The sequence below is a fragment of the Streptomyces sp. MspMP-M5 genome, from assembly GCF_000373585.1.
Classification (GTDB): domain Bacteria; phylum Actinomycetota; class Actinomycetes; order Streptomycetales; family Streptomycetaceae; genus Streptomyces.
In genome coordinates this window covers 1-14090 of the sequence record NZ_KB891947.1, presented here as the reverse complement: position 1 = coordinate 14090, position 14090 = coordinate 1, and the positions used below count along the sequence as shown (strand labels likewise).

Here is a 14090-nt window from a genome sequence, read left to right as displayed (position 1 = left end):
CTTGTCGGATACCTGCGCAAGGCCACGACCGATCTCCAGAAGGTCCGCACCCGGCTGCGCGAAGTGGAGGAGAAGCACACCGAGCCCATAGCCGTGGTCGGTATCGGCTGCCGCTACCCGGGCGGAGTGGCCTCCCCCGAGGACCTGTGGCGGCTGGTGGCCGAGGGGCGCGACGAGATCACCACGTTCCCCGAGGACCGCGGCTGGGACCTCGCCAACCTCTACGACCCCGACCCGGACGCCGTCGGCAAGTCGTACACCAGGGAAGGCGGCTTCCTCACCGAAGTGGACCGCTTCGACGCCGACTTCTTCGGACTCAGCCCCCGCGAGGCGATGTCGATGGACCCCCAGCAGCGGCTGCTGCTGGAGACGGCCTGGGAGACCTTCGAGAACGCGGGAATCGACCCGGCCGCCGTACGGGGCAGCAACACGGGTGTGTTCACCGGCGTGATGTACGACGACTACGCTTCCCGGCTGGCCGACACCCCAGGCGACTTCGAGGGCTTCTTGCTCGCCGGGAACCTGTCCAGCGTGGTGTCCGGTCGGTTGTCGTACGTCTTCGGGCTGGAGGGCCCGGCGATCACCCTCGACACCGCCTGCTCCTCCTCGCTGGTCTCCTTGCACCTGGCCTGCCAGGCACTGCGCAACGACGAGTGCGACATGGCGCTGGCCAGTGGTGTCGCCGTGATGTCCACCCCCCTCTACTTCCAGGAGTACAGCCGGCAGCGGGTGCTCTCCCGGGACGGCCGCTGCCGCTCCTTCGCCGCCGACGGCGACGGCACCGGCTGGTCGGAGGGCGTCGGCGTGCTCGTCGTGGAGCGGCTGTCCGACGCGCTGCGGCGGGGCCACCCCGTGCTGGCCGTCGTCCGCGGCTCCGCGGTCAACCAGGACGGCGCCTCCAACGGCATGACCGCCCCCAACGGCCCCTCCCAACAGCGCCTCATCGAGGCCGCGTTGACCAGCGCCCGCGTCCCGGCGGCCGAGGTCGACCTGATCGAGGCGCACGGCACCGGCACCCGTCTGGGCGACCCCATCGAGGCACAGGCGCTGATCGCCACCTACGGCACCAGCCGCACCCCCGACAACCCGATCCACCTCGGCTCGCTCAAGTCCAACATCGGCCACACCCAGGCCGCGGCCGGCGTCGCCGGCATCATCAAGACGATCCTCGCGATGCGGCACGGCACGATGCCCAAGAGCCTGTACGCGGACAACCCGACCGACGAGGTCGACTGGTCCGCGGGCACCGTCCGGCTCCTGGACCAGGCTCGCCCCTGGGAGCGCGGCGACCACCCGCGCCGGGCCGCGGTCTCCTCCTTCGGCATGAGCGGCACCAACGCCCACGTCATCCTGGAGGAGTTCACCGACCCGGAGCCGACCACGGACGGCGCGCGGCCGGCCGCCGGGCCGGTCCCGCTGGTGCTGTCGGGCCGGACCCCGCAGGCGGTCCGCGACCAGGCCGCCGCGCTGCGCGGCCACCTGCTGGCCCACCCGGAACTGCCGCTGGACGACGTCGCCTGGACGCTGGCCGGCACCCGCGCCCGCTTCGACCACCGCGCCGCGGTCACCGGCGACCGCGACCAGATCCTGGCCGGGCTCGCCGACGTCGACCCGGTCACCGCGGGCCCCGGCGGGGTGACCCTGCTCTTCTCCGGCCAGGGCTCGCAGCGCCCGGGCATGGGACGAGAACTGGCCGCCCGCTTCCCGGCGTTCGCCGAGGCGCTGGACGAGGTGTGCGCGGTGGCGGACCCGCTGCTCGGCCGGTCGCTGTGCGAGCTGATGTGGGACGAGCCCGCGGAGGTGCTGGAGCGCACCGAGTACGCGCAGCCCGCGCTGTTCGCCTTCGAGCTGGCGCTGGCCCGGCTCTGGCAGTCCTGGGGCGTTGCCATCACCGCCGTCGCGGGACACTCGGTCGGCGAGATCGCCGCCGCGGTCGTCGCAGGCGTCCTCAGCACCGAGCACGGCACCCGCATGGCCGTGGCGCGCGGACGGCTGATGCAGGCGCTGCCCGAGGGCGGCGCCATGGCGGCCGTCGCCGCCGACGAGGAGGAGGTGCGCCCCACCCTGGACGGCCGGGTGGCGCTCGCCGCGGTCAACGGGCCCGGCGCCGTGGTCGTCTCCGGCGACCAGGACGCGGTCGAGGCGGTCACCGCGCACTGGCGCGACCAGGGCCGGCGCACCACGCGGCTGCGGGTCAGCCACGCCTTCCACTCGCCGCTGATGGACCCCGTGCTCGACGCGTTCGCCGCCGTCGTGCGGGAACTCGACTTCCACGAGCCCACCGTGGCGTTCGCCCCCTCCGCCGCCACCGACCAGCCGGTCTCCCGCGCCGCGTACTGGGTCGACCACATCCGCGCCACCGTCCGCTTCGCCGACGCCCTGCGGAACCTCCCCGCCACCGGCGTGCTCGTCGAGATCGGGCCCGACGCCGTGCTGACCCCGCTGACGGGGGAGTGCACCGCCCTGCCCTCCTGCCGCCGCGACCGTTCCGAGACCCGCACCGCGCTGTCCGCGCTCGGCGCCGCGCACGCCCACGGCACCGCCGTGGACTGGGCCGCCGTGCTCCCCGACCGCACCCTGGTCGACCTGCCCACGTACGCCTTCCAGCGCCGCACCTACTGGCTCGCCGCGCCGCCGGCCTCCGGCGCCGGGATGGACGGCCTGGCGCACCCCGTGCTGTCCGGCGCCGTCGAACTGCCCGGCTCCGGCGGCGTCCTGCTCACCGGACGGCTCTCGCCCTCCGTCGACCCCTGGCTGGCCGACCACGCCGTGTACGACACCGTGCTCTTCCCGGGCACCGGCTTCCTGGAGCTCGCCGCGAGCGCCGCGGCCCAGGTGGGCGCCACGGAGGTCACCGACCTCGTCCTCGAAGCGCCGCTCGTCCTGCCCGACGGCGGCGTGGACGTGCAGGTGTGGGTGGCGCCCGACGAGGGGGCGGCGAGCCGCGACTTCGTCATCCGCTCCCGCGACGAGAACGGCGGCTGGACCGGCCACGCGACCGGCACCCTGGGCGCCGCCACGCCGCCCGCCGCCGTGGACTGGGCCGCCGGCACCTGGCCGCCCGCCGGCGCCGAACCCGTACCGCTGGACGGCCACTACGACCGACTCACCGCCCAGGGCTACCGCTACGGCCCGGCCTTCCGCGGACTGCGTGCCGTGTGGCGACTGGGCGAGGAGGTGTACGCCGAGGTCGTCCTGCCCGAAGGCCGGCAGGACGCCCGGTTCGCCCTCCACCCCGCGCTGCTCGACAGCGCCCTGCACGTGCTGCCGCTGACCGACGGCTCCTACCAGGACCGGGTCCGGCTGCCGTTCACCTTCGGCCGGGCCGCCGTGCACACCACCGGCGCCGGTGCCCTGCGCGTCCGGCTGCGGATCTCCGACACCGCCGTCGACCTCCAGGCCGCCACCACCACCGGCGCCCCCGCGCTGTCGGCGGGCGTGGTGCTGCGCGAGGTCGAGCGCACCCGCATCAGGGACGCCGCCGGAACCCGCCCCGGCTCCTGGCGCCACGAGGTGGTCTGGCAGCCCCTCGTCGACGCGCCCGAGGCCGGCGCCGTTCCCGGCACCTGGCTGGTGCTGGACGCCGCGGGTGAACAGCCGTGCCCCGACGGGCTGTTGGAGCACGCCACCACCGTCGTGGTCGACCCCGAGCCCGACCGCGCCACACTGGCCGCCGCTCTCCCCACAGGCCCGTACACCGGAGTGCTCGTCCTGGCCTCCCGGCCGGAGACCCTGCTCGTCGCGCTGCAGGCGCTCGACGACGCCGGCATCGACGCCCGCACCTGGTGCCTGACCGGCGACCCCCGGCAGGACCCCGACGCGGCGGCCGTCTGGGGCCTGGGCCGGGTGGCCGCGCTGGAACTCCCGGACCGCTGGGGCGGCTTGATAGGTCTCATGGACCCGTCCGTCCGGGACGGGGCCGCCCGCCTGCTCGCCGGCCTGCTCGCCCAGGGGGCCGCCGCCGGACCGGTCACCGAGGACCAGGTCCTCATCGGCGCGGACGAGGTGCTGGCCCGCAGGCTGGTACCCGTCCCGCGGCCCGCACCGGCCGGCGACGCCTGGACGCCGTCGGGCACCGTACTGATCACCGGTGGCACGGGAGCGCTGGGCGGGCACCTCGCCCGCCGGCTCGCCACCCACCCCGACTGCACACTGCTGCTGGTCTCCCGCCGCGGGCCCGACGCACCCGGCGCGGACGAGCTGGCCGCCGAACTGACCGCGCTGGGCGCCGAGGTACGCATCACCGCCGGTGACGTGGCCGACCCCGAGGTGGCCGCCGCCCTGCTGCGGGACGCGGCCGAGCGCGGCGCCCCGGTGCGCGCGGTCTTCCACGCCGCCGGGATCGCCGACGAGGCACCGCTGCTGGAGACCACCCCCGAGCGGCTGCGCGCGGCCATGGCCGGCAAGACCGCCGGCGCCCTCGCCCTCGACCGGGCGCTCGGCGCCACCGAACTGGACGCCTTCGTCCTGTTCTCCTCCATCTCCGGCACCTGGGGTGCCGCCGGGCAGGCCGGATACGCCGCCGGCAACGCCGCCCTGGACGCCCTCGCCGCCCGCCGCCGCGCCCGCGGCCTGGCCGGCACCGCACTGGCCTGGGGCCCGTGGGCCGGCGACGGCATGGTCGACGCCGACCTGGACGACCGACTGCGCCGCCTCGGGCTGACCCCGCTGCCCCCGGCCGACGCCGTCGACGCGCTCCTGCACGCGCTGCACACCGGGGGAGACGCGGTCCTGGCCGACGTCGACTGGCGGCGGTTCCTGCCCGCCTTCACCGCCGCCCGCCCCGCCCCGCTCTTCACGGCCCTGGCCCCCGCGANCCCCCGGGCCGCCGAGCCCGCCGCCCCGACCGGCACCCTCGGCCAGCGGCTCGCCGGGCTCGACGGCGCGGCCCGCACCACGGAGCTGCTGCGCACGGTGCGCGAGCACATCTCGGCCGTCGCCGGCCACGCCGACGCCGCCGGGATCGACCCCGAACGCCCGCTCCAGGAACTCGGCTTCGACTCCCTGATGTCCGTGGAACTGCGCAACCGGCTCGCCACCGCCGCCGGCACCCGGCTGCCGGCGACCCTGGTCTTCGACCACCCCACGGCGGCCTCCCTCGCCGCCCGCCTGGAACGCGAGTTCGCGGCCGCCACCGAGCCCGTCACCCCCGCGCACACACCCGCGGCCACGGCCTGGCACGACGAGCCGATCGCCATCGTCGGCATGGGCTGCCGCTTCCCCGGCGACGTCTCCTCGCCCGAGGAGCTGTGGCGGCTGGTCGAGGAGGGCCGGGACGCGATCACGCCCTTCCCCGCCGACCGCGGCTGGGACCTGGCCAACCTCTACGACCCCGACCCGCAGCGCACCGGCCGCACCTACGCCCGCGAGGGCGGCTTCGTCACCGACCCCGCCGGCTTCGACGCCGCGTTCTTCGGCATCTCGCCGCGCGAGGCCCTGGCGATGGACCCCCAGCAACGGTTGCTGCTGGAGACCGCCTGGGAAACCTTCGAGAACGCCGGAATCCCCACACCACAGCTGCGCGGCAGCCGCACCGGGGTCTTCGCCGGCGTGATGTACAACGACTACCTCAACCGCCTCAACGGCATCCCCGACGGCCTCGAAGGCATCCTCGGCATCGCCAACAGCAACAGCGTGATGTCCGGCCGGCTGTCCTACCTGCTCGGTCTGGAAGGCCCCGCGGTCACCGTCGACACCGCCTGTTCCACCTCACTGGTCACGCTCCACCTGGCCTGCCAGGCGCTGCGCCAGGGGGAGTGCGACCTCGCCTTCGCGGGCGGCTCGACGGTGCTGGCCTCGCCCAACATCTTCGTGGAGTTCAGCCGGCAGGGCGGGCTCGCCCGGGACGGCCGCTGCAAGTCCTTCTCCGCCGACGCCGACGGCACCGGCTGGTCCGAGGGCACCGGAGTGCTGCTCGTCGAGCGGCTCAGCGACGCCCGGCGGCTCGGACACGAGGTGCTGGCGGTCGTCCGCGGCTCCGCGGTCAACCAGGACGGCGCCTCCAACGGGATGACCGCCCCCAACGGCCCCTCCCAGGAGCGCGTCGTACGCGAGGCGCTGCACCGCGCCGGACTGTCGCCCGCCGACATCGACGCCGTCGAGGCCCACGGCACCGGCACCCGCCTCGGCGACCCCATCGAGGCCCAGGCGCTGCTGAGCGTCTTCGGGCCGGACCGCGACCCCGAACGGCCCCTGTACCTGGGCTCGTTGAAGTCCAACATCGGCCACGCGCAGGCCGCGGCCGGCGTCGCCGGCGTCATCAAGACGGTGCTGGCGCTGCGCCACCGGACCCTGCCGCGCACCCTGCACGCCGGCACCCCGTCCCCCGAGGTGGACTGGTCCTCCGGCGCCGTGGCCCTGCTCGACGAGGCCCGGCCGTGGCCCGCGGGCGACCGGCCGCGCCGCGCCGGCGTCTCCTCGTTCGGCATCAGCGGCACCAACGCCCACGTCCTGCTGGAGGAGGGTGACCCGCTGACCGGCCCGGAGCCCGCCGAGCCGACCACGGTCCCGGTCGTCCTCTCCGCCCGCACCCCGGAGGCGCTGCCCGCACAGGCCCGGGCGCTGCACGCCCACCTCCTGACCGCACCGGACCTCGGCCCCGCCGACCTCGCCGGGCCGCTGGCCACCGCGCGCTCCGCCTTCGAGCACCGGGCCGCGGTCGTCACCGCCGACCGGGAGACGCTCCTCGACGGCCTCGCCGCCCTGGGCGACCCGCACGCCGTCGCCCCCGCGGGCACCGCCACCGGCCGGGCGGCGGACGGCCGCGTCGCCCTGCTCTTTCCCGGCCAGGGCTCCCAGTGGCCCGGCATGGCCCGTGAACTGCTGGACACCGACGCGGTGTTCGCCGAGTCGATGCGCGCCTGCGCGGACGCACTGGAGCCGCTGGTGGACTGGTCGCTGCTGGACGTGGTGCGCGACACCGACCGGGACGCGCTGGCGGACGTGGACGTGGTCCAGCCCGTCCTGTTCGCCGTGATGGTGTCCCTGGCCCGGGTCTGGCAGTCCTGCGGGGTCACCGTCGACGCCGTGGTCGGCCACTCCCAGGGCGAGGTGGCCGCCGCCTGCGTCGCCGGGGCGCTCTCCCTCGCCGACGGAGCACGGATCGCCGTCACCCGCTCCCGCCTGCTGCGCGAGCTGTCCGGCACCGGCGGCATGGTCTCGGTGGAACTGCCCACCGCCGACCTTATGCCCTGGCTCGGCGACGCCCTGTCCATCGCCGCCGTCAACGGCCCCGACTCCACGGTGGTTTCCGGCCCCGACGAGGACCTGCACGCCCTGATGGCCAGGGCCGAGCACGCCGGCGTACGGGCCCGCCGCATCGACGTGGACTACGCCTCGCACTCCGCCGGGATGGAGGTGCTCCGCACCCGGCTCGTCGCCGAACTCGACGGCATCGAGCCGCGCGACGGCACCGTGCCGCTGTACTCCACGGTGACCGGCACCCGCCTCGCCGGCAACGAACTCGACGCCGCCTACTGGTACCGCAACCTGCGCGAGACCGTGCAGCTGCAGACGGCGGTCGAGGCGCTGGCCGCCGACGGCCACCGGTTCTTCGTCGAGGCCAGCCCCCACCCGGTGCTCACGGTCGGCCTCAGCCGGACGCTGGGCGCGCGGGGCACCGTCCTCGGCACCCTGCGCCGCGGCTCCGGCGGCCGCGACCGGCTGCTGCTGTCCCTCGCCGAGGGCTGGGTGCAGGGACTGCCCGTGCGGTGGGACGACGTCGTCGAGCCCGGCGGCCGGACCGAACTCCCCACCTACGCCTTCCAGCACGAACGGTTCTGGCTTGACCCGCAGGTCGCCCCGGCGCCCCTGTCCGAGACCGACGCCCGCTTCTGGGACGCCGTCGACCGCGAGGATCTCGACGGACTCGCCGCCCAGATTGGCCCGGCCGACGGACTGGCCGACGTGCTGCCCGCGCTGGCCCGTTGGCGCCGCGCGGGCCACCGGCAGTCGGTGCTGGACGGCTGGCGCTACGCCACCGCCTGGCGCCCGCAGCCGCTGGACACCGGCACCGGGCCGTCCGGCCCCTGGCTCGTCCTGGACACCGGCACCGAGGCGGCCGAACACCTCTGCGCACTGCTGACCGCCGCCAAGCTGGACGTGCGCCGCCTGACCCTGGAGCCCGACGGCACCGACCCCGCCGACGTGGCCGCGCGGATCGCCGCGCAGGCGACCACTTTCACCGGCGTCCTCTCCCTGCTCGCGCTGGACGAGCGCCCGCACCCCGCACTGCCCGGCATGACCACCGGCCTGGCGCTCACCGTCACCGCCCTCAAGGCGCTGCAGGACACCGACGCGCCCCTGTGGGCCGTCACCACTGGGGCCGTGGACGCCGGGGACCAGGCGCCCGAACACCCCGGCCAGCACCAGGTCTGGGGCCTGGGCCGGGTCGCCGCACTGGAATTCCCGCGCCGCTGGGGCGGCCTGGTGGACCTGCCCGCCGAACCCGGCGAACGGGACACCGAGTTGTTGCTCGGCATCCTGGCCGGCGCCGTCGACGAGGACCAGTGGGCGGTGCGCGCCGGCCAGGCCCGGGTACGCCGACTGGTACGCCACCGGCGCCCGGCCGGCGGGACCAAGCCCGCCTGGCAGCCGACGGGAACCGTGCTGATCACCGGCGCCAACGGTTCGCTCGGCCCGCACCTGGCCCGCTCCGTGGCCGCCCGCGGGGCCCGCCACATCGCCCTGCTCAGCCGGCGCGGCGCACAGGCGCCCGGCATGGCTGAACTGGCCGCCGAACTCGAAGGCGCCGGAACCGCCGTGACCGTGCTGGCCTGCGACGTGCGCGATGCGCAGGCGCTGGAGGCCGCGCTGGCCACCCTGACCGCCGACGGGCACCGGGTGACCACGGCCCTGCACGCCGCCGCCCACCTGGACATCGCGCCCCTGGCGACCACCGCTCTGGCGGAGTTCGCCGAGGTGGTGCACGCCAAGGTGGCCGGCGCGGTCCACCTCGCGCGCCTGCTCGACCCCGCGGACCTGCGGGAACTGGTGCTGTTCTCGTCCATCGCCGGGGTGTGGGGCAGCGGTGACCACGGCGCCTACGCCGCGGCCAACGCCTTCCTCGACTCCTTCGCCCAACAGCAGCGTGCGGCCGGGCTGCCGGTCACCTCCGTCGCCTGGGGCATCTGGGACGAGCAGATCACCAAGGAACGCACCGACGCCGACGCGGTGCTCCGCCGCGGCCTGCCCTTCCTCGACCGCGACACGGCCTTCGAGGGCCTGTACCAGACCCTGGCCGACGAGGAGGCGTTCGTGGCCCTCGCCGCCGTGGACTGGCCCACCTTCGTGCCGGTCTTCACCTCCGGGCGCGCCACCCGGCTGCTGGCCGAGATCCCGGAGGCGGCGGGCGAACCCGCCGCCGAGCAGGGCGCACCCGACGGCGCGGGCGGCACACTGCGCGCACGACTGGCCGCACTGCCCGCGGCGGACCGCGCCCGGACCCTGGTCGAACTCGTCCAGGCGCACGCCGCGAGCGTCCTCGGGCACCAGGGGGACGGGGCGCTGGAGGCCGACGCCGCCTTCCGGCAGTCCGGGTTCGACTCGCTGCTCTCCGTCGAACTGCGCAACCGGCTGGCCGTCGCGACCGGTCTGAGCCTGCCGCCGACCCTGGTCTTCGACTACGCCACCCCGGCCGAACTCGGCGGGCACCTGCTGGAGTTGCTGACCGACGGCGCGGGCTCCTCCGAGGAGGCCCTACTGACCCGCATCGACCAACTGGCGGCGGACATCCGCCGGTCGCTCGACGACGAAACCGCCCGCGGACGCCTGGCCGCGCGGATCGACGCGCTGCTGACCGCCGTCCGCCCGCCGCAGGACCCGGGCGGCGACGGCGCCCTGGAGTCCGCCGACAGCACCGAGGAACTGCTCGACCTGCTCGACCGGCAGTTCGGCGAAGCCTGAGCCCGATCAGGGTGGGAGAGAAGAAGTGAGCAACGACCGCACCACCGAGGAACGCCTCGGACGACACCTGCGCAGGATGAGCGCCGAACTGCGCGACGCCCAGCACCGGGTCCGCGAACTGGAGGACCGCACCCGCGAACCGATCGCCGTCGTGGCGGCGGCCTGCCGCTACCCCGGCGGGGTCCGCACCCCCGAGGACCTGTGGGAACTGGTCGCGCGGGGCGGGGACGCCATCACCGGCCTGCCCGTCAACCGCGGCTGGGACGTCGCCGGGATGTACGACCCGGACCCGGACGCCCCCGGGCGCAGCTACAGCCGGGCCGGCGGCTTCGTGCACGACGCCGACCGGTTCGACGCCGAGTTCTTCGACATCTCGCCCCGCGAGGCCGCCGCGATGGACCCCCAGCAGCGCCTGCTGCTGGAGGTCTGCTGGGAGGCGGTGGAGCGGGCCGGGATCGACCCGCGCACGCTCCGCGGCAGCCGCACCGGCGTGTTCGCCGGCTCCAACATCCAGGACTACGGCCAGGTGCTCGCGGACGCGGGGGAGGCCGCCGAGGGATACGTGGTCACCGGCTCCACCGGCGCCGTGGTCTCCGGCCGGATCTCCTACGCCCTGGGCCTGCAGGGGCCGTCGGTGACCGTGGACACCGCGTGTTCCTCCTCGCTCGTCGCCCTGCACCAGGCCGCGCAGGCACTGCGCAACGGCGAGTGCACCGCCGCCCTGGCGGGAGGGGTGACGGTGCTGACCACACCGACCGCCTTCGCCGAGTTCAGCCGGCAGCGGGCGCTCGCCCCCGACGGGCGCTGCAAGGCGTTCGGGGCCGGCGCCGACGGCTTCGGCCTCGCCGAGGGCGCGGGCGTGCTGCTGCTGCAACGGCTCTGTGACGCCCGCCGGCTCGGCCGCCCCGTGCTCGCCGTCCTCAGCGGCTCCGCGGTCAACCAGGACGGCGCCTCCAACGGCCTCACCGCCCCCAACGGCCCCTCCCAGGAACGCGTCCTGCGCGCCGCGCTGGACGCCGCCGGGTGGTCCGCCGGGGACGTGGACCTGATCGAGGCGCATGGCACCGGCACCGCGCTCGGCGACCCCATCGAGGCCCGCGCGCTGCTCGCCGTGCACGGGCCGCCGCGCGACCCCGCCGACCCGCTCCCGATCGGCTCGGTGAAGTCCAACATCGGCCACACCCAGGCCGCTTCGGGCGTCGCCGGAGTGATCAAGGTGGTCATGGCGCTGCGGCACGGGACGCTCCCGCCGACCCTGCACGCCGACCCGCCGAGCGACCAGGTCGACTGGTCGCCGGGCACCGTCCTGCCGCTGACCGAGGCGCGCCCCTGGACGCGCGGCGAGCGTCCGCGGCGCGCCGGGATCTCCTCGTTCGGCATCAGCGGCACCAACGCCCACGTCCTCGTCGAGGAGGCCCCCGCCGCCCCGGACGCGCCGGAGGAATCCGCCGCCGAGCCGTCCGCCGCCCGCCCCGGCCCCGTCCCCTGGCTGCTGTCCGCGCGCACCGAACCGGCCCTGCGCGAGCAGGCCCGCGCGCTACTGGAGTGGTACACCGCCCGCCCCGACACCGACCCGTACGGGATTGCGCACGCCCTGGCCACCACCCGCAGCCGCTTCGAGCACCGGGCCGTCGTCCTCGGCAGCGACCTGCCGGCCCTTCAGGAGGGCCTGGCCGCCCTGGCCCAGGGCGCCGAATCCCGCCGGGCGGTCACCGGCACCGCCCGGCCCGCCGGCCGGCTCGCCTTCGTCCTGACCGGCCAGGGCAGCCAACGCCCCGGCATGGGCCGGGAGTTGTACGAGATCTTCCCCGCGTTCGCCGCCGCCTACGACGAGGTCTGCGAGGCGTTCGCACCCCACCTGGCGGAGCCGCTGCACGAGGTGGTCCTGGGCGGCTCCCCGCTGCTGGACCGCACCGAGTACGCCCAGCCCGCCCTGTTCGCCCTCCAGATCGCCCAGGCCGCCCTGCTGGAGAGCTGGGGCATCCGCCCCGACCGGCTGCTCGGCCACTCCATCGGCGAACTCGCCGCCGCCCGGATCGCCGGGGTGTGGTCCCTGCCCGACGCCTGCGCGGTGGTCGCCGCCCGCGGCCGGCTGATGCAGGCCCTGCCCGACGGCGGCGCGATGGCCGCGCTCAAGGGCACGGAGGCCGAGGTGCGCGCCCTGCTCGACGGCAAGGAGGACCGACTGGGACTGGCCGCCGTCAACGGGCCCCGCGCGGTCGTGATCTCCGGCGACCAGGACGCCGTCGACGAGATCGCCGACGCCTGGCGGGAACGGGGCCGCCCCGTCAAGCTCCTCAACGTCAGCCACGCCTTCCACTCCCCGCGCATGGACCCGATGCTCGACGACTTCCTCGCCGTCACCTCCGTCGTCCGCAGCGCCGCGCCGTCCGTCCCGCTCGTCTCCAACGTCACCGGCGCCTTCGCCACCGCCGAGGAACTGGCCGACCCCGCCTACTGGGTGCGGCACGTACGGGAGGCCGTACGGTTCCACCAGGGCGCGCGGACCCTCGAAGCCGACGGCGTCACCGCCTTCCTCGAACTCGGCCCCGACGGCGTCCTGACCGGCATGCTCGCGGACTGCCTGACCGACCGGGACGCACTGTCCGCGCCGCTGCTCCGCCGTGACCTGCCCGAGCCGCAGTCCGCGCTCACCGCCCTGGCCCGGCTGCACTGCCAGGGCACCGAGCCCGAATGGACCGCGCTGCTGCCCAAGGACGCCGGCCACCTCGACCTGCCGACCTATCCGTTCCAGCGCGAACGGCACTGGCTGGACGTGCCGGCCGGCGGCGCCCGGAGCCAGGACACCCGGCTGCGGGAGCTGCTGGAGGGCGGCCCCGCCGCGCTCACCGGCGCACTCGGCCTGCCCGAGGACGCCGATCTGGCCACCGTGCTCCCCGCCCTGCATGCACGACTGACCGCCACCGCAACGCCCGCCGCAGACTGGCGCTACACCGCCGCATGGCGCCCGGTGCCCGCCACCGGACGCCCGCTGTCCGGCACCTGGCTCCTCGTCGGCACCGGCCGGCAGCCGCAGCTCACCGAGTGGCTCACCGCCCACGGCGCCCACGTCGTACCGGTCGAAGCCCGCGACGACCGGGCGGAGTTGGCTGGCGCGCTGGCCGCCGCCGGACCGGCCGAGGGCGTGCTCAGCACGCTGGCCCTGGACCGCCCGGCCGGCGCGGCCGCCGCCACCCTCACCCTCGTCCAGGCCCTCGGCGACGCCCGGACCAGCGCGCCCCTGTGGTGCCTGACCCGCGGCGCCGTCGACGCCGGGGACGGCCCGCCGGACCCGGACGCCGCACAGGTGTGGGGACTGGGCCGGGTGGTGGCCCTGGAACACCCGGACCGGTGGGGCGGCCTGGTGGACCTGCCCGCCGTCGGCGACCCGGCGGCCACCGGCGACCTGCTGGCCGCCGCGCTCACCGGCGAGGAGGACCAACTCGCCGTGCGGACCGACGGCCTGCTGGCCCGGCGCATCGCCCGACTGCCGCTGGCCCCCGCGGCGCCGCCGACCCTGCACGGGACCGTCCTGGTCACCGGCGGCACCGGCGGGATCGGCGCCCACGTCGCCCGGGCGCTGGCCGCCCGCGGCGGCGTCCATCTGCTCCTCGCCGGGCGCCGCGGCCCGCAGGCCCCCGGCGCGGAGCGGCTGCGCGCCGAACTGGAGGCCCTCGGCGCCACGGTGACCCTCGCCGCCTGCGACGTCTCCGACCGCGCCGCGCTCGCCGCCCTGCTGGACGCCATCCCCGCCGAGCGGCCCCTGAGCGCCGTCTTCCACAGCGCCGGCGTGCTCGACGACGGCGTGCTCGACGGCCAGGACGCCGCCCGCTTCGCCCGCGTCGCCGCACCCAAGGCCACCGCCGCCGACCATCTGCACGAGCTGACCCAGGACCGGCCGCTGGACGCCTTCGTACTGTTCTCCTCACTGGCCGGGGTGCTGGGCAACGCCGGCCAGGGCAACTACGCGGCCGCCAACGCCCACCTGGACGCCCTCGCCGAGCGTCGCCGCGCGCTCGGCCTGCCCGCCACCTCCGTGGCCTGGGGCCCCTGGGCCGAAGACGGTATGGCCGGACGCGTGGACACCGGGCAACTGCGCCGGGCCGGTCTGCGGCCCATGCCCGCGCCGCACGCCCTGGAGGCCCTGTGGCAGGCGGTCGGCGAGGGCACCCCCGCCCTGCTCGTCG

The 14090-nt window shown here is 76.1% G+C and carries 1 protein-coding gene and 1 pseudogene; both read left to right on the top strand.

The features are described 5' to 3' along the window. Positions 1-9 precede the first annotated feature (9 nt). Positions 10-9903: pseudogene (locus tag B073_RS42290) on the top strand (type I polyketide synthase); the annotation flags it as partial. 25 nt (positions 9904-9928) lie between these two features. Further along, positions 9929-14090 (top strand): type I polyketide synthase (locus tag B073_RS42285; RefSeq protein WP_018542847.1); only part of this gene is annotated, 4162 nt, incomplete at its 3' end.